Below are 18996 nucleotides of genomic sequence, written 5' to 3'. Positions count from 1 at the left end.
TCAGCAGGATACCTCAAAATCTAAAAAAGATCCATCCAGTTATTCTGTAAAAACAGATACGATAGGGCAAATGATCAGGGCGTTGCAGAAATTTAAAACAGTACGCGATACGGTAAACATCCGTTCGGTTGCACCAGTTCCAAATTTATCACTGCAGCAGGTTATTAAGGGCAATTTGGCCGGGGTTTATGTACAGGAACCAAATGGTGAGCCCGGAACCGAACAGAGTATTATTGTACAGGGTACATCGGGTTTGCTCTTTAACAAAAAAGACGTTTATGCTCTACAACCGGCAATTTATTTAAACGGGGTGCCACTGGTGGCCGATAATCCTTTTGCTTTTGATGTGCAGAAATACGATTACAACAGGATCGGCCCCGCAACCAATTTATTATCACAGATCGATATCAATAATATCCAATCGATTACGGTAATAAAAGATCCGTTCGAACTGGCCAAACTTGGTCCAAATGCCGCTAACGGAGCGATATATATTACCACTAAAAATGCGAAGGCCGGTCTCAGGGATATCAGCCTGAACTCTTATTTTGGCTATGTAACCGCACCAAAGGTTAATACCGTTAATGGTGTTTATGAGAATAATTTCAGAAGTCAGTTTTATAAAAAATATAATCCTACCGGTAGCCCGGCTTCTTATCTGCGCGATTCTACCAATGTGGCTTATTTCGGGCCATCAAACTGGACCGATTTATACTACCAGAATGCACCAACTTTTTCGGCCGATCTGGGGATTACCGGCGGTACCGAAAGGGCAAACTTCAGGTTTTTTGGTTCGGGTACAAAAAATGCCGGAAATGCCGATAATACCGGAATTAACCGTTATAACCTGTTTTTTGGTATCAATATGGCGCCGTTTAAATGGCTTACCGTGGCAAGTACAGTTAATACGGCCCGTTTAGACCGTACACGGAACAGAAGTTTGCGCGACCGTTTTGCCGAAACGCGCTATATTCCCGATTTAAGTAGTCCGCTTTCTCCAAATTCTGATTCGTATGCCAGTTATTTAACCCAGAACGAAAGAAATGTAGATAACAACCGCTCAACAGTATTAAACGGAAATTTAACACTCAGTGCCAGGGTTAATAAATTTGTGATCTCCACCACGGGTTTGTTCAATTATAACGAGGGGGTAAGGGATTACTTTATCCCATCAACCTTATTAGCGGGTATCAGCTATGTATCCAATTATTTCGGCTATAGCCAAAGGGTAGCCATCAACAATACAGTTAGCTATAAATACGACATCAATAAAAACAATATTGTTGATTTTGAAGTGGGGCAGAGCCTGCAGGGCGATACCTATAAATATAATTATGCAAGGGCTTATAATGGACCTAACGATTACGTTAAACTGGCCTTTGTTGACGGTAGACAGACTATTGGTGGAGTCGAAAACCCCGATTACCTGAATGTATTGGCCAAGGGAGGCTTTTATGTATTTAGATACATCGATAAAGAACGTAATAATTTAATGTCGTTTTACGGTTCTGCAAAATATGCATATAAAGACCTGTTCACTTTTAGTGCATTATTACGTAGAGACGGTGCTTCTAATGGTCAGCCCGATAGCCGTTGGGTAACCACACCAGCATTTAATGCTAATTTTAATTTAAAAGAACAGTTTTTAAAAGACAGTAAAACTGTTAACGCTTTGCATTTAAGCGCCGGTTGGGGCCGAACGCTAAGGATTTTTCAGGATGACCGTTTTGCTGCCGGACCACAGTACCGATCGGAGAATGGATGGGAAGAAGAACCTACCATACCTGGCTACGGTGGTTTATTGGGCATTAACCGCCCTTATAATAGTGGTTTCATCGGTTATAACATCAGCTTACCTTTTGCCGATAGAACCAGCGTAACCTTAGATGCATCGTTTTTAAATAACCGCCTTAACACTGCGGTAACCGTTTATAACCGCGAAGATAAAAACAATGTAATCGGTTTGCCGGTAGCGGTTGAAACAGGTTATTCTACCCAGTATAAATCGGGTATGGATATTAACAACAAAGGGGTAGAGCTTTTGGTTAACGGAACTGTTCTACAAAAAACAGAGGGATTAAGCTGGAATACAGGCATGAATCTAAGTTATAACCAGAATAAATTATCTGCTTTACCAGAAGGCCTGAACGAGCTGATTTACCAGAACGATAATAAGCTTCAGGTAGGGAAATCGGTTGGCAGTTATTGGTTATACACCAACCAGGGAATTTACAATAGCGATGCCGAAGTACCGGCAGGCAGAACCTTTAATGGTATCCCTTTAAAAGCAGGAGATCCGAAATGGGTTGATTATAATAATGATAATCGGATAGACAGTAAGGATAAAGTGCTTACAGGCGATAGGTTACCAAAATTTATTGGCGGTTGGAACAATACCTTAACCTATAAAAACTTCGATCTGAATTTCAATTTTATTTTCGCGGCAGGCCAAAAGGCCATTAATCAATACGAGGCCACCCGTTATGGCTTTGTAAACCGAGAGGCGGGAAATGATATCAACTCGGTTAAAGAAGTTTCATCATGGCAATCGTTCGATAGTGAGAAAAACTATCCGGTATACAATCCATGGAGTCCGGTTGATGCTTACCGTACCGATCAGGATCTCTTTTTGGAAAGTGCATCTTATATAAAATTAAGATCGGTAACCATAGGATACGATTTCAGCAAAACCGGTTTCTTTAAAAAAGCGGGTGGAAAGTTTAGAAGGGCTTATTTATATGCCACCGCCCTGAACGTATTTACGCTGACCGATTTTTCGGGCGTTGATCCTGAACTGATCAACTACAACGGAATTTACGACGGTGCCAATATCACCATCCCACGAACTTTTGTTCTGGGTTTCAAACTCGATTTATAAAATATTACCAGAATTGATATGAACTATTCTAATTATAAAATTAGTATCTGCAGATCGGTTACCCTTGCTTTAATATTCACCCTGGTTGGCATTGGCAATTTCTCGTGTAAGAAAATTGATGATGTACAATCAACCAGGTTGGCTACTGAAGAAAGCAACTGGAAAACACTGGAAGATGCACGTGCAAACCTACTTTCGGTATACGGCCTGATGCGTTCGGCCACCGTATCTGATAATACCCATTGGTTAATGGGCGATTTACGACAGGGCGACTTTCAGATTACCAACAGGGCCGATCTTAAATCTATAGTTACCGGGCAGTTAAATGCACAATATCCTGTAATTAACCGGATTACCAACTGGCGCAGGTTTTATGCGGTGGTTAATGCGGCAAGTTTGTTTATCGAACGCTCTAAACAGATTATACCATTAGATTCGCGTTATACGCAGATCAACAACAATGTAGATGTGGCGCAGGCCAGGATATTAAGGGCTTTTGCTTACTTCTATATGGTAAGGATTTGGGGCGATGTGCCTTTGTTAACCTCATCGCATGATGGCGACTTTGTTAAATTACCAAGAACAAACAGGGATAAGGTTTTACAGTTTGCCACTACCGAACTTTTGGCTGCGGCCCAGGTGGTACCGTTTAAATATGGTGGCGATGATCCTATTCTGCCCGGACTTTATTATGGAGCAGGCTGGTCGAGCTGGAACGGAAACATTTTTACCCGTTTATCTGCCTATATTATTTTGGCGCATATTGCTGCGTGGCAGGGTAATTACCTTGATGCGGCAACCTACAGCAAATTTGTGCTCGATAATTATACCCGCTCTAACGGAAGCGGATCGAACGGGATCGTGTACTTAGATATGGATGCCCTAACCGAAAATGTAAATTACTATAGCCCTTTTGCTTTTAAACGTGCAACTGTACTGGTTGGTTTCCCTTTTGAGGCCGGTAACGGTTTATCAACAGCCAACGGACACATAGAACAGTTAACCCTGGCCTCGCCATTTATCCCCAAGGCACAACCGGAAATGTTTGTTCCAAAAGACAGCATCCTTAAAATATTTACCGATCCGAACGATTTAAGGTTCAGCATTAACCCGATCAGTGGTTTATACCGCACCAATTACTTTTACAATTTTACTTCAGAGCAGCCCATATTTAACAAAATCAAGGTTATTTATACTGCCCAAACGTCAGGCGATTTTACACTGTTCAGTTCTACCATGCTGTTTAGCCGTATCGAAGAGGTTACCCTGCTCAGGGCCGAGGCATGCGCGGTATTGGGACAACGCGATGAGGCCATTACCGCCTTAAACAAAGCAGCAAATTTAAGGGGAACAGCCACTTATGATCCTGCATCGGGTAAAAATTTGGTCGATGCCATTTTTGAAGAACGCAGAAGAGAACTGATGGGAGAGGGCTGGAGATGGTACGATATTGTTCGTTACAACAGGATTAAAAATGCTAGTGGAACTTTTATCAGTAAAAATGGTACGCCGCTCACATTCAGGCAGTTTGAAACTGCGGGTGGAATTTACTGGCCGGTATCGCAGGATGTAATCAATGCCAATTCGCTCATCACACAAAATCCATACTGGCAATAATTATTTATAAGGTGCCAAAAGCCTCCGGATGATAAGTCCTGGTTGGGTTAATCACCACTTAAAAGAAAATAATCATGATGAAAAAGAAATTATATAAGGGTAGTATGGTAGTACTTTTTGCAGCAATCGGCTTGTATTTAAGTGGCTGCAAAAAAAGCGATTCGCCCTATTACGATTATACCAATACTGTACAAACTTTTAAAGGATCGGCCATGGATTATTTAAAATCCAAACCTAATACTTTCGATTCGCTTTTATTGGTGCTGGATCGATTTCCTTTCCTTAAAGATTCGTTAACCAACCAGCAGGTTACCCTGTTTGCACCCGTAAACGAAAATTTTGCAGCATCGGTAAAGTATTTAAACCAAACCCGAAAAGCAGAAGGAAAAGCACCGGTTTATTTAAGAACAGGAGATCCTGATGAGTTATTGTACATGCTCACCAAGTACATCATAAGGGGGAACAAAACCACCACGGCCTATACCAGTAGTGTTGATGGTATTACGTTAAACACAATAGGTTTTAGTTATCCCATGCATATTAAAGCGGTAAAATCAAATGCATCAGGTTTTGTGGGTGGTGGAGCTACCACGCTCGAGTATAGCGATATGTATGGCTCAACCATTCAGCTTAACTGGGTTACCACCAATACCAATGCGGTTAATATTAAAACCAATAACGCCACCATTAACATTTTAACCCCGTTGCACAATTTCGGCTTTGATGAATTTACATACCGACTGGATCAATAACCTTATGAAGATGAAGACCAATAAATACTTTTTTAGTGTAGCCATCATGCTATCAGGTATGATGCTCATGCTGGTTTCGTGCAAGAAAAACCTGCCCGATAACAGGTTATCTATCGCAAACGATAGTCAGTACACTCAATTTATATATCAGCCTACTTTGGGTAGGAACACCTTGTTTACCAATAATTTTACCTACGGCAACTCGAGCCGGCCGCTTGATTTTAAAATTGTAAACATGCGCACATTTGGTGGCGAGCCTGCACCCGAACTTACCAAGCTTTATCCGGTTAAAGTATGGAAAACAGCTTATGACGGGACTGAGAAATCGCTGGCCGAAATCGAGGCAAAACGTGTAATAGAAAATCACCCGCTGTTTGAGGTAAGGCCACACTCGGGCGAATTCCTGATGTGGGCAGAGGCCAACTCTAACATGATCAAGGCACAGCCGGATTCGGGTTATGTTTTTGATGTAGAAATGTCGAACACAGGGGGCAGAAAATATTTTCAGAATTTCCGCCTTACCCCGTTACGCGAGCGCCCTTACGAGCCATCGCCTCTTGATCCGATAACCGGACAGGGAACAGCTACCTCTATCAGTCCTTCCGGAATGTTTATTACCGGAGTACGTACCAATCAATTTTTATCATCTAGCGATGTGCGGGTAGTGTTCAATAAACTGCCAAAAGGGTTGCCGGGTTATTCGGGCCATAGCATCAGTTTCAAATTTGTGGATACACTGGCACAGCCTATCGATCCTAATAAGTTTGCTTTAACCGATTGGGGCAATCTGGTACACGGTTTTAATATGATAAAAGATGCTACTAAAGTAAAATTTGATGTGGCTTATCCTGTTCCACTTACCGCATACCCTACAAAATATACTACAACCGATGGCGGAGCGGCCAGGGTAGTGTTCAGGTTCGATCGGCAGGCCTTTGGTGCCGCTTTACTGCACTGTTATCTGGCGTTAAATTTTAAGATCTACGAGGAGGGAGATTGGGAAATCATCTTCCAGTTTAAGAACGACAGACCCAAATTCGACAACGACTGATGAAACTAACTAAATCAAAACAAAATATATTTCCAATGAAGTATTTTTACAGCATAGTAATCTTATTGATTTTTGGTTTGCACAATCTTGCCCTGGCACAACAGCAAATTGCGGTTACAGGTACGGTTTACGACGGCGAATCGAAAAAGAAAGAAACCATGCCCGGTGTAAGCATTTTAAGCGGTGGCAGGGTAATGGGCCAAACCGATGGAGATGGGCGCTTTAGGGTAACGGTGGCATCAAATGCCGAAATTACCTTTAAATATTTAAGTTATGTAACCCAAACCGTAAAGGTTAACGGCCGTACCAATATTAATGTAACCCTTCAGGGCGATAATGCTACACTTAAAGAGGTAACCGTTAGTGCTGGTTATCAAACCAAAACCCGTACATTATCTACCGGTTCTACCGTAACCATTTCGGGTAAAGATATCCAGGGGCAGCCTGCCAGTGATGTAATGTCGCTTTTACAGGGTAAGGTTGCCGGGCTTAACATCCAGAACAATACCGGTGCCCCGGGCTTTAGGGGATCAATCACCCTGCGTGGTATTTCTAACATCAACGTGTCCGGTTCAGGAAGTTCTAGTTTCTTAACCCCAACTTCTCCGTTGTTTGTAATTGATGGAGTACCTGTTGATGATAATACCAATTATTCTTACGGTTTTCAACAAGCTGGTCCGGGTGTATCGCCTATCTCGCAGATTCCGCCCGAGGATATTGAAGATATTACCACATTAAAAGATGCTGCCGCTACAGCACTGTACGGATCAAGAGGTGCTTATGGGGTAATTTTGGTTACCACCAAACGTGGTAATTCAAAGGTGCCGGTAGTGCGCTATAGCGGAGCTGCATTCTTTTCGATGGTGCCCCAGTTGCGTACCGTTATCGGTGGTAAGGGCGAAAGACAATTGCGTATCTGGCAGATCCTTCAGAACGATAGTACTTACAACCATGCCGTGGATCTGATCAACTCATCGCCGCTTTTAGCCGATAGTTTAAATGCTTACTATAACAATTCAACTGATTGGCAATCATACTTTTACCGCAACACATTTAACCAGACCCACAACGTAAATGTTTCGGGTGGCGATGTTGCTTTCAACTATAAAGTAGGTTTGGGTGCCTACGATGAAACAGGTATACAGCAGAATACAGGTTATTCGAGGTACAACCTCAATATGAATATGCAGTATAACCCCACACCTAAATTTAAATTGGTAGGGCAGTTGCAAAACTCTATTCAAAAACAGCAAACAGGCAGTGGAAACGGCTTGTTAAACAGTGGGCTTGCCGCTACAGGCTCGGCCTCTACCTTATTGCCATCACCATCGCTTTATTCGTCGCAAAGTGGTTTGCTCGCACAGCTGCAAACGGATAACGATAATAAATCGTTACAGACTTTTGCAACCATTAATGCTGAATACGAGGTTTTTAAGAATTTTAGGATTGCCACCTTTTTAAATTATACAAACAGTTCGGCCACAAAAGACAATTTTTCTCCGGCTGCGTTAAATGGTAACCAATCTCAGTACTATACCTATAACGATAGGGCAACCAAGCTGTATAACCGTAACCAGTTTTCTTATGTATATGGCCTGAAAGATGCTTCGGGTGAGGATTCGCACACTTTTAACTTATTTGCTTTTACCGAAATCAATTCGAGCTTTTTTAAGGCCGATGCTATTTTGAATGAAAGAGGTGTTAACGATCAGTTGAGAGGGCCTTTAACCAACATGACCAATTACTATACTTCTTTGGGCGGAACCATTGATTATAATGATGCCAGGAGTATTGCTTTTGCCGGTGCATTTTCTTATAACTACAAGCAGCGGTATGTTTTAGACCTGAATTACCGTTTGGATGCCAACTCGGCCAACGGTGCAAATGCGCGTTATATTGCCAATCCGTCAATCGCCTTAAAATGGAACTTTAACAAGGAAAAATTTATGGATAACATCAAATGGATCGATTATGCCGATATCCGTTTGAGTTATGGATCCAATATACAGCCGGTTGGCGGTATTTTTGATGCCTATGGTAAATATGTTGGTGGTGCCCGTTATAACAATGCCAACTCGGTAGTATTGGATTTGGAGAGGCTTCCAAATCTTGATTTACAGCCTACCAAGGCAACAACCTATAATGCCGGAGTTGATTTTAGCTTATTCCAGAACCGTTTTTCTTTCGTTTTTGATACTTATTATAAACAGAACGATAATATTTTCAGGTATAAGGATATTTCGAGTTCTAATTCATTTGGTAGCATTGCTTCAAACGAAATCAGTAACGTAAACTATGGCTGGGAGTTTCAAACAACCGCCCGTCCATTAAGTCCAACCAGCCCGTTTAAATGGACTATATCTGCTAACCTTGCCATCAACAGAGAGATTTTGGCCCAGCTGCCTGATGGTTTACGCGATATGATTTATTACGATAAAGAATTGGGACAGGATATCTATTATCGCTTGGGAACCAACTCGTTATCCAACTACCTGTACAATACAAAAGGGGTATATTCTACCAATGCACAGGTTCCGGTTGATCCTAATACCGGATTACCATACCGCGTAGGGGGTAACGGACGCCTAAATTATTTTAAAGCAGGCGATCCTATTTTTACCGATCTGGATGGAAATTATGTGCTCGATGGTAACGACAGGGTAATTGCGGGTAATTCGCAGCCCCAGGTTACCGGTGGTATAACCTCTTACCTGCAGTGGAAAAACTGGAGTTTAGAAGTAAATACCTCTTTTACACTTATCCGCGATATTATCAATAACCCATTGGCCAATCAGTTGCATAACTACTATCTTCCTAATGGTTCGGGTAGTTTGGTGCCGCTCGATCAGCTTAACTATTGGAGTACCCCTGGCGATGTGGCTACTTATGGCAATCCCCTAGATTTCGTACGTGCAAGGATTATCGATCCCTTTAGGATAAACCAAACCGTATTTCAGGAAGATGGCTCTTACTTTAAGTTAAACTCGGTTAAAGTGTATTACATCTTTGATAAAAAGTTGACCAGCAAATTCGGTATGAACAGGGTAAGTATCAATGCCACCGCATCAAACCTCGGTTTTATTACACGTTACTCAGGTCCTAATCCTGAAAATGTGACCAGTTTGGGTAGAGATGATTCTGGAGGTTATCCTTCTCCACGACAGTTTACACTGGGTTTAAATATTGAGTTTTAATAAGATAATTAGAGATGAAAAATATAAAATATATAATCCTGTTTGCCTTACTGGTTTTGAGTACGGTAGGCTGTAAAAAATTTCTGAACGTAACCCCCATTGAAGCGCAGAGCGGTAACAATTTCTGGAAAACACGCGAAGATGTAGAAGGATTCACCAACGGGATTTACTCGAGGTTAAGATCGAAAGTTGCCGGTACCCCCCAGTTTTTTAGCGATGATGACCGTGCATTTTTTCCGGCACTCGAAATCAGGGGAAATAACATCCAGGTAATCAGTATGGATAATGATGGGGCAAATAATTTTAATGCTTTGATTGGCAGTGATATGAAATATATTGTTAACTCCAGCGGACGCTATAACAGCATGATGAAAAACATCATGAACTGGAAAGAGTGGTACGATGTGATAGCTGCAGCCAACATCATGTATTTTGAGGTTGATAAGGTGCCCGCTAGCAGCTTACCCGATGCTGATAGAAGACGATATAAGGCAGAGGCGGTATTTCTGCGTAATTTAAGCTACATGTTTGTTTGTAAGTTATTTGGCGATGCCATTTATTATACAGATGCCTATCATAACCGTCCGGATTCTAGAATTTCGCAGGTTACCGTAATGAACAAATGTATTGCCGACATGACTGCGGCAAAAAATGACCTGCCAACCTATTATAACGATGCTTCATCTAACGGATTCAGACCAACCAGGGCATCAGCTGTAGCACTGTTAATGCATTTAAACATGTGGGCTGCTGCCTGGGATACCGGTGTTAAAACCAAATACTACGATGCGGTAAAAACATTGGCCACTGAACTCGATACCTATAGTAATTACAAAATACTACCGGTTAACGCAGCCAATACCATGAAAATTTTTAAAGGCAGAAGTTCCGAAAGCCTATTCGGTATCCTGCAGGAGTTTAACTATGGCGAAGGCTTTTCGTTACCCGCAGGGTTTTCCTATTATTTTTCGCATTTTCCTTACAGGGGTAATGTAAACAAAACATCAAGCAGCATGGCCTACCAAAGCAGTTACATTTCCAAGCTGTATATGTCAGGTTCTTCTGATGCAAGGTTAACCACCTGGTTCGAAAACTACGATTCAGGCAGTGGAAGCTTTCAGTTTAAAAAATTCGCCAATACTTATACCACAGGCTCCGGAACTGCTATAACGGTAACCAGCGATGACAGTGCCATTATTTTCAGGTTGCCCGATTGTTATTTATTAACGGCCGAGGCACTTGCCGAGCTTGGCGATGATAGTGGAGCAAGGGATTTTGCCAACAGGGTTACGGTTGCAGCAAATGCACCGCTTATTACCCAGGCCGGGCAGGATTTAAAGGATGAGATTTATAAAGAAAGGTGCAGGGAACTGATTGGCGAGGGGCAATTCTTTTTTGATCTGGTACGCACTAAAAGGGTAATCAGCTCCGATTTTACAAAATCGCCTATATCCGTAGCCAACCTAAACGCAGGCGCATGGACCTGGCCGCTAACCATTAGCGCTGCCGATCGTAGCGCAAACCCAAATTTAATCGGTAATAACTTTTGGAACTAATAGATATGATGATGAAAAAGAATTATAAAACACTGCTGTTCTCTCTGATCTGTATATTATCGGTATTAACCGGCTGTAAAAAGTATTATATGGATACAGGAGTTCATGATGCAAAATACAGCGGTAATATCATGCAGTACATGGAAGAAAAGAAACCTTTTTTCGATTCTACCCTAACGGTAATCAAACTGGCCGGTTTGGCCGATGTGGTGAGTAAAGAGAACATTACCTTTTTTGCACCACCAAGTGGCTCCATCTTTAAATCTATTAAACGCTTAAATATCGAATTAAGGGTAACCGGGAAAGATACTGTTTCTAAATTATCGCAGATTAAACCCGAAGTATGGCGCAATGTGCTGTCGCAATATATTTTTAAAGGCGGCAACCGCTTAAAAGATTACCCTCAGCGCGATACTTTGTCCTATCTCGCTTACCCTGGCCAGGGTTATACCTCTTATGGCGGCAGGATTATGAATGTTGGTGTCATTTTTAACGATGCCGTGGTGTATAACGATAAAGGGGCCGAAATTTCGAGGGTGGCTTACGCAGGTTACCGTCAATTATATTTGGCATATATCCCCGATCTTTCCAACCCACAGGTATCGTTGGTTAATATTCCGGTTGCTACTTCCGATATCCAACCGAGCAACGGTGTGCTTCATGTGCTGAACAAGTTCAAGCATAATTTCGGGTTCAACACCGATGTTTTTATCGAACAGGCCATATCCGCAGGTATTAGTCCGCCAACACCATAGGTTTATTATATCACCCATAAATAGAATAAAATGTTAATTCATATAAAATATAAATTTAAGCTGTTTTTGTTTGGGGCAATAGGCCTGGCAACGGCTTTTGTTTCCTGCCAGAAAGAAAAGGGCCTTACCGAAGATCCCTACGCTGGCGGTAAAAAACCATTGGATCTTACTTTCGTTACCAAAACCATCGATCCTGATGTGGTAAATCCGGGAGATGTATTAAGTGTAAGGGTAAAAGGACTGGCTAAATACATCAGCGATTTTAAAGTGTACGTAAACGAAATTGAGGCAGAAGTAGTTCCTGCATCAACCAACGATAGCACTTTAACCTTTAAAGTTCCATTAACGGCCAGTACAGGCAGTATGTGGATTACCTCGCAGGGACAGAGTTTCTTTGGCCCCATTGTTAAGGTAGGCGGTAAAATCAGTGTCGATGCCAGCTGGAAAATTATCAACGGATCGGAAAGTGCCAGCGGTTTCAGTACCGTTATTGATATTGAAGGTTTGCCGGGTGGTAATTATCTGGTAGGTGGGGAGTTTAATGATTTTGAGTTGAAAGGAACCGAAAAGTTACCTATTGGTGGCATTGCCCAAATTACCAGTGATGGTACTTACACTACCAGCGGAGTTAACTTTGGAAAAGGGGTAGGCGGTGCTTTAAAACAGATCAATTCCATTACCCGTATCGCAACAGGTTCGCAGGCAGGTAAATTTATTATTGCCGGTAGTTTTACCAGTTTTAATTCTACACGTCCAAACCGTCAAACCCTGAATAATGTTGCAAGGCTTAATACAACCGGAACATTGGATAGTTTGATCCTCAGAGACGTAATTAACCCAAAACCACAGGAAACCTATAAAAATGGCGATACCGTAAGTGCTTTTAATGCCGGTGTGGATGGTATGGTGAGAAAGGCTTTTGTATTTAACGAACAGATATACCTGGTAGGCAATTTTAATAATTATAAACGCATGTATCTGCCAAACTCCAGTTACGACGAAAAAGTATACGATTATACACGCATGAGGCAGATGGTGAGGGTAAACATGGATGGTAGCATGGATTCGACCTTCCATTACAACAAATCAACCCGCCAGAGTGCCATAGGTGCCAACGGCATTATTTTGGATGCCATGATGCAGGCCGATGGAAAACTGATCCTGGTAGGTACTTTTAGTACATTTAACGGTGTACAGGCCAATCGGATTGTAAGGTTAAATCTTGATGGCAGTGTTGATAATAGTTTTAGCGCCGGCACTGGGGCCAATAACGATATCAATTCCATCAGGTACAATGCCACCACCAATAAAATTGTTGTCGGTGGTTCGTTTACAAGCTTTAATGGTAAAGCCGCCACAGGGGTAAATCTGTTAAATGCCGATGGAACCAACGTATCTACTTTTAACAGCCAGGCCATAACCGGGGGCATAACCACTTTTGCCGGTCAGCTCAATAACGGAAAAATAATTGTAAGTGGTTCATTCAATAAATATGGCGATTACCTGCGCCAGGGCTTTATGGTATTGGAAGCTAATGGCCAATTGGCAGTAGGTTATAACAATACAGGAGGTTTTCAGGGGATGATTTACGATATGGTAGAAACAGCAGTTACAGGCGGTTCCCAGGTAATTTTAGTAGGCAATATTTTACGTTTCAACGGTTCTTTTCCGCATAACCTGTTGCGCCTGAATTTTTCTAATTGATCAATAACGTTTCAAATATAAAAGAGATGAAAAAAGGATTTACATTAACCATAAAATATTTAAGTTTTGCCCTGGTATCCGGGCTTTTCTTAATGTCGCTTGGATGTAACAAGGATTTTGATAATACATTGCCAACATCATTTAAAAACGATACCCTTGGCGTTGGCGACGGATCGAAAAGAGTGCTTTACATTATTTTGGACGGCGTTAAAGGTTCGGTGCTGAAAAGCCTTGCCCCAACAAACCTTACACAGATTACTGCCAAATCGATATACTCTTATGATGGATTAGCAGATTATCAGACCAATGAGATCACCAATGCAGGTGGCTGGGCAAACATGATTACCGGAGTAGATGTTAGTAAGCACAAAGTAAACACCGAGAATTTTTCCGGATTTGATAGTCAGGCTACACCAACCCTGTTTTCGAGGGTTAAATCGGTATATGCCAATACCCGAACCGTATCTTTTGCGGCAACTGCAGCCTTTAACGATAATTTGGCAGCTGATGCAACCGTAAAACAATCTTTTGCCGATGATGCTGCGGTAAAAACAGCTGCAATTAATGAAATTAATACCAATAGTCCATCAATACTGGTTGCCCAGTTTCATAGCGCCGATGCAGCAGGAGGAAATAATTACAGTACAAGCAATACTACGTATACTAATGCAATTAATACTTTGGATGGGTACATTGGCGAAATCCTAACTGCTTTAAGGGCAAGAAAAACCTTTGGTGGCGAAAATTGGATGGTAATTGTAGCATCTAATAAAGCAGGAGGGCCTTCGGGTGCAGCAAATAGTGCCAACCCATTTGTAGATGCCTCAAGAAATACCTTTGTAGCTTTCTATAATCCTAAATTTAGCAGGTCGCAGGTAGCACTCGATCCAAACAACCTGCCATATAGCGGAACAGCCCCCAATCTGGTGTGCACCAATACAAGCCGTAACGATTTAGTTGCCAATAATACCACTATCGGAAATTTTGGTACAAGTGGAGATTATACCTTGCTTTTAAAAGTTAAGGCCAACCATTCTTCTGTTGGTGGCTACCCTCCCTTTATTGGTAAAACAGCAAATTTTGCAAACGGTAATGCAGGGTGGGTTCTATTTACCAATGGTGACGCCTGGAACTTTAAAGCCAACGGAACGCAACAGTTTGGTGCCGGAACGAGAAATTTCAGGGATGGCCTTTGGCACACCATTGCCATCAGGATTTATACCGAAAATGGCACCCGTTATGTTACCGGTTATCAGGACGGTAAAATAGTAGGCGGGCCTTTTACCCAAACAAATGGCAGCTGGACAGCAAATATGACTTCTACTACTCCTTTTACTGTGGGTAATATTGTTACAACCGAATCAACGGTATCTGCTATTGATGTGTTGATTCAGGATGTGCTGATTTACAATGTAGCATTATCCGAAAATGACATCATTAACAACATGCGCAAAACAAAGTTTTCGCCAACTGATGCCTATTATTCTAATATTGTTGGCTATTGGCCGTTAAACGAAGGTCAGGGTAGTACAGCGGCCGAAAAAACAGGAAAGGGCCCCCTTTTAAACTTTGTGGGCACAAATATCTGGAAACCTTATGGCGATCTGGCCCCCAATGTTTCTGCATCTGTATTTACAACAGCCGCCTACACCGCTGTGCCAAACGGGGTAGATATTCCGCTGATGATTTATAACTGGTTAAACATCGCTGTTCCGGCCAATTGGAACCTGATGGGTAGATTTTATACCCCTCCGGTTAATTTACCTACAAACTAATTAACAATTAGAAATATGAAACTCAAACAACTTTATATATTACATGCATTTATACTTATTGTAAGTGTATCGGCCTGTAAAAAATACGGCTACGAAGTTCCTGATGGTTATCCTGATGATTCGCAGAATGTTGCAGAAGGAACCATCGATACCAATATGAAGCTGATCGATAAATCGATGTATGCCAAAGCAAGGGTATTCCCCGGTCTGGTAGATCAGTCAGAACCAAGGGTAAAAGATGCCCAGTTTACACTCGATCTTAACTTTACCGATCAAACTGCGCAGAATTTAAGAATTTCTGTTGCTCCATCACCACAATACAGTACCGGTTATTATGCTGCACCCGGCGAGCTGATTAAAATTGTGGTGCCGGCAGGTGTTGATGGATTAACAGTGCAGATCGGTGCGCATACCGATAACCTAGCGGGTAAATCACCACTTTTGCGCGATCCGGTTATTTATAACAGAAAACAGCTGGTTTCGGGTGTAAACTATATCCGTAACCTTTATGGCGGGCACATTTACATTTTAGCTTCTTTTGCCTATGCTAATCCGGTTACCTTTACCATTACAGGTGCCGTAGTATCGCCTGATTTTATTTTGGGCCAAACAACCGATGCCGATTGGGTAGCCAAGGTAAAAGCCTCGCAGGTGCCCTGGTTAGAGTTGCGTGCCAAACGTGTTATTTTTACCATTCCGAGAGATAAGGTAATGGCCACCTTTAATTCGAGCGAACCGTTTACCAATCCAACAGCAGTATTTACCAGATGGAACGATGTTTTCGACCTGGATTACAATGCCTGGATGGGCTTATCTGATAATGCGCCCGATATCAGGGACAGAAGTCCGCAGAGCCAATGGCGTGGCATCCTCGATATCCAATTGAGTGCTGGTTATGGTCATTCAGGTTTCCCTTTTGTAGGTTTGAACGACTCTTATTGGTTTGCAAGTTTTACCAGCTTAAATTCAATCACTACCAGCTCGGGCCAATGGGGTACTTACCACGAGTTTGGGCACAACTGCCAGCAGGGAAATATCTGGAGCTGGAGTACCCTTGGCGAAACCACCAACAACCTGTTTAGTTTCAAGGTAGCCAATAGGATCGGCGCTAACTATAATATCCTGCACCCTGCTGTTTCAAGCGGTTTCCCTAAAGCAATAGCTTATGCAAACTCAACCGGTGTCAAAAATTTCGATACTGATGCAGCAATGGTCACTCCCGATGAATCGCCATTTATGAGAATGCTGCCTTTTGTGCAGATTTTCGAAAAATATGGTTATGGAGCCATGACTTATTTATACAGCCAGGCACGCCATGCCGATCGTTTAAATACCAACGACGTTACCAAACGCAATTTTGTTTACGAAAAGCTTTCTGATTATACCCAAACCGATTTATCACCATTTTTTGGTGCCTGGGGCATTTTAATTAGCGATGCGGTAGTGGCCAAAGTAAATGCCAAGTATCCATTGCTTAAAACCACATTATGGACATATAATCCGTTAAATAAAACCGGAGGTACAGCCACAATTACATACACTACTACAGTAGTTTCTGTAAGTTCAAGCCAATCAGGCGATGGAACGCCTGCCGCACTGGTTGATGGTATTGTATCTTCATCTTCGTTTTGGCATTCTAATTATGGTACTGCAACATCAACCAATACCCTTGGCTTTCCGATTAATATTGTACTCGGTACAGGCTCACCCTTACCAATACCGGTTAAAGGGGTAACTTTTGCCCAAAGGCAAAATAATAGTGGGGGTTATGTTAAAGATGTAGAAATATTTACCAGTAACGATAATGTCAATTATGTGAGTGCAGGTACCACAACCCTGCCACAAAATACTGCGGTTTACAATTTTAATTTCCCTGGGGGCAATGTTAGCACCAAATATGTAAAAGTGGTAATTAAGAACGGTGTGAGTACCGTTTATGCCAACTTATCAGAATGTAATCTTATTAAACCTTAATGTGCAATTATGAAAATCAACAATAAAATATACAACCTGCTGTTTTGTGTTTGCGCATTAAGCATATTGGGATATAGCAGTTGTAAAAAATATGCAAATCCACCGGCCATATACGAAGAATTACAAAAAAACACTGCAAAACAGAGAAAAGTACTGATTATTAGTATTGATGGATTAGGGGGAGGCGAGCTAAAAACCATAGCGCCCACAAACCTTACAGCCATGCAAAAGAATGCTAAATATTCTTTCAATACCAATAAAGGCTATTCAGATGCTGCGGGTTGGGTAAGTATATTAACCGGTACAGGTTATGTGAAACATCAGATACTTAATGATAATTTTGAACGCGTTCAGGATCCAACTGATGACGAGCATGGTACCATTACATCATACCGCAATGTATTCGATTACATTACCCAGTTTAAGGCGGTAAAAACAGGAGTGGTAACACCCTGGCCAAATTTGCGTAAATTTTTAAGCAATGCCGATTTTGCACCGGTTGTTAGTACAGATATTGCCGTTAAAGATAGCACCGTTGCGCTTTTAAACAATCAAACAGGCTTAGCTGCCCTTGTTGTTAATTTTCGTGACGTAGAAAGTGCTGGGCTAAATGGAGGTTTTACCGCTGGCAATGCGGCGTACAAAAGTAGCGTAACAACTGCCGATACTTATATAGGCGAGATCATGACCGCGTTAAAAGCCAGAAAAAACTACGCGAATGAAGATTGGCTGGTTATGGTAACCTCTAACCATGGCGGTAGCAGTACTGTACCAACCAATGGCTTTATGATGGTATATAATACTGCGCTAAAACCGCTCGAACTCAAAAAGACCGGTTTCAACACCGTTGCGTTTAAAAGTAGCGCAGTTACAGCTGTTGTTCCGAACGATAAAGGTTTATACAACATGGGCGATAATAAGGATTTTACGGTACAGATGCAGACAAAATTTAATTCAAGTTCCTATTATCCGCAGTTTTTAGGCAAGAGCACATCACTTAGTGGTAGCGTCATGACGGGCTGGTTCTGGATGCAGGAAGGTGAACAATGGAATCTGGAATTCGGAGGTAGTGCCAATGGCGGCAGTGGAAAACAGCAATTAGGCATGCCAGGTGTACTGGGGAATGGCTGGCATACCTTAACCATGACAGTTAAATACGTGAATGCTACTACACGTACCGCTTCGGGCTACGTAGATGGTGTTTTTAAATCCTCTTACAATGTAAGTGTAGCCAAAAATATCAACACTAATGAGCTGTTAAAAATAGGAGCTTTTGGCGGCGAATCTGACTTTTATGCAGCTAATTTGTCCATTTTTAACATAGCTTTGGATGCTTCAACTATTGCGGCAAATATTAGTCTAAAAGATATTACCAAACATCCCAACTTTGCTAATTTAATCGGTTTTTGGCGTGTAGATGAAGGGGCGGAAGGCCTTTTAGAGAATAAAGCAGCTACAGGTTACAATATGGTATTAAAAGGACCTTACACCTGGGCTGGTATTGGAAATGATGTGCCGGCAAGTACCATTCCGGATCCCAATTATCTGAATGGCGATAAATCTTTTCCCACTGCCCTTGGCGATGCTACAGCACTCTCCCTTTATTGGATGAACATCAAAATCCTTCCTGATTATGGTATTGATGGAAATCCTTTCCTGAAACAGTTCGAAATAGAATTTTTAAAATAATAGTTAGTTTAGTTAGTGAGCCCCCTGCCGCCGGATTGGCGGCATTGGGTT

The 18996-nt window shown here is 41.9% G+C and carries 11 protein-coding genes; all 11 read left to right on the top strand.

Going from position 1 to position 18996, the window contains the following annotated elements; all coding sequences use genetic code 11:
* A partial coding sequence (locus B2V92_RS19970) for a SusC/RagA family TonB-linked outer membrane protein (protein WP_293311541.1) occupies positions 1 to 2878 on the top strand: 2878 nt, incomplete at its 5' end.
* 18 nt (positions 2879 to 2896) lie between these two features.
* Positions 2897 to 4495 carry a RagB/SusD family nutrient uptake outer membrane protein gene (locus tag B2V92_RS19965; RefSeq protein WP_293311539.1) on the top strand — a complete coding sequence of 533 codons (1599 nt, stop codon included), beginning with the start codon at positions 2897 to 2899 and terminating at the stop codon, positions 4493 to 4495.
* A 74-nt stretch (positions 4496 to 4569) separates the two neighbouring features.
* Positions 4570 to 5247 (top strand): hypothetical protein, encoded by a 678-nt coding sequence (locus B2V92_RS19960; protein WP_293311537.1) that lies wholly within the window; start codon positions 4570 to 4572, stop codon positions 5245 to 5247.
* A 10-nt stretch (positions 5248 to 5257) separates the two neighbouring features.
* Positions 5258 to 6298 carry a DUF5007 domain-containing protein gene (locus tag B2V92_RS19955; protein WP_293311535.1) on the top strand — a complete coding sequence of 347 codons (1041 nt, stop codon included), beginning with the start codon at positions 5258 to 5260 and terminating at the stop codon, positions 6296 to 6298.
* A 35-nt stretch (positions 6299 to 6333) separates the two neighbouring features.
* A complete protein-coding gene (locus B2V92_RS19950) occupies positions 6334 to 9492 on the top strand; it encodes a SusC/RagA family TonB-linked outer membrane protein (protein ID WP_293311533.1) in 3159 nt (1052 codons plus the stop codon).
* 14 nt (positions 9493 to 9506) lie between these two features.
* Positions 9507 to 11048, top strand: a complete 1542-nt coding sequence (locus B2V92_RS19945) for a RagB/SusD family nutrient uptake outer membrane protein (RefSeq protein WP_293311531.1) — start codon at positions 9507 to 9509, stop codon at positions 11046 to 11048.
* A complete protein-coding gene (locus B2V92_RS19940; RefSeq protein ID WP_293311529.1) occupies positions 11039 to 11803 on the top strand; it encodes a hypothetical protein in 765 nt (254 codons plus the stop codon). Before B2V92_RS19945 ends, B2V92_RS19940 begins: the two co-directional genes overlap by 10 nt.
* Before the next feature lie 30 nt (positions 11804 to 11833).
* Positions 11834 to 13507: a DUF5008 domain-containing protein gene (locus tag B2V92_RS19935; protein ID WP_293311527.1), complete on the top strand. Its 1674-nt coding sequence runs from the start codon at positions 11834 to 11836 to the stop codon at positions 13505 to 13507.
* A 26-nt stretch (positions 13508 to 13533) separates the two neighbouring features.
* Positions 13534 to 15282, top strand: coding sequence for a DUF4983 domain-containing protein (locus tag B2V92_RS19930; protein WP_293311525.1), 1749 nt, complete (start codon positions 13534 to 13536; stop codon positions 15280 to 15282).
* Positions 15283 to 15297: 15 nt separating this feature from the next.
* Positions 15298 to 17256, top strand: coding sequence for a M60 family metallopeptidase (locus B2V92_RS19925; protein WP_293311523.1), 1959 nt, complete (start codon positions 15298 to 15300; stop codon positions 17254 to 17256).
* Positions 17257 to 17265: 9 nt separating this feature from the next.
* Entirely contained in the window at positions 17266 to 18945 is a 1680-nt protein-coding gene (locus B2V92_RS19920) for an alkaline phosphatase family protein (RefSeq protein WP_293311521.1), read from the top strand.
* Positions 18946 to 18996 lie beyond the last annotated feature (51 nt).

This window comes from Pedobacter sp. UBA5917 (genome assembly GCF_002432345.1).
GTDB lineage: Bacteria > Bacteroidota > Bacteroidia > Sphingobacteriales > Sphingobacteriaceae > Pedobacter.
Note: the sequence above shows the minus strand (reverse complement) of the source record. Positions and strands in the feature narration are given on the sequence as shown.

Excerpts from the sequence above, each read along its gene's own strand:
- B2V92_RS19965 (WP_293311539.1), top strand. The coding sequence starts at position 2,897 with ATGAACTATTCTAATTATAAAATTAGTATCTGCAGATCGGTTACCCTT.
- B2V92_RS19960 (WP_293311537.1), top strand. The coding sequence starts at position 4,570 with ATGATGAAAAAGAAATTATATAAGGGTAGTATGGTAGTACTTTTTGCA.
- B2V92_RS19955 (WP_293311535.1), top strand. The coding sequence starts at position 5,258 with ATGAAGACCAATAAATACTTTTTTAGTGTAGCCATCATGCTATCAGGT.
- B2V92_RS19950 (WP_293311533.1), top strand. The coding sequence starts at position 6,334 with ATGAAGTATTTTTACAGCATAGTAATCTTATTGATTTTTGGTTTGCAC.
- B2V92_RS19945 (WP_293311531.1), top strand. The coding sequence starts at position 9,507 with ATGAAAAATATAAAATATATAATCCTGTTTGCCTTACTGGTTTTGAGT.
- B2V92_RS19935 (WP_293311527.1), top strand. The coding sequence starts at position 11,834 with ATGTTAATTCATATAAAATATAAATTTAAGCTGTTTTTGTTTGGGGCA.
- B2V92_RS19930 (WP_293311525.1), top strand. The coding sequence starts at position 13,534 with ATGAAAAAAGGATTTACATTAACCATAAAATATTTAAGTTTTGCCCTG.
- B2V92_RS19925 (WP_293311523.1), top strand. The coding sequence starts at position 15,298 with ATGAAACTCAAACAACTTTATATATTACATGCATTTATACTTATTGTA.
- B2V92_RS19920 (WP_293311521.1), top strand. The coding sequence starts at position 17,266 with ATGAAAATCAACAATAAAATATACAACCTGCTGTTTTGTGTTTGCGCA.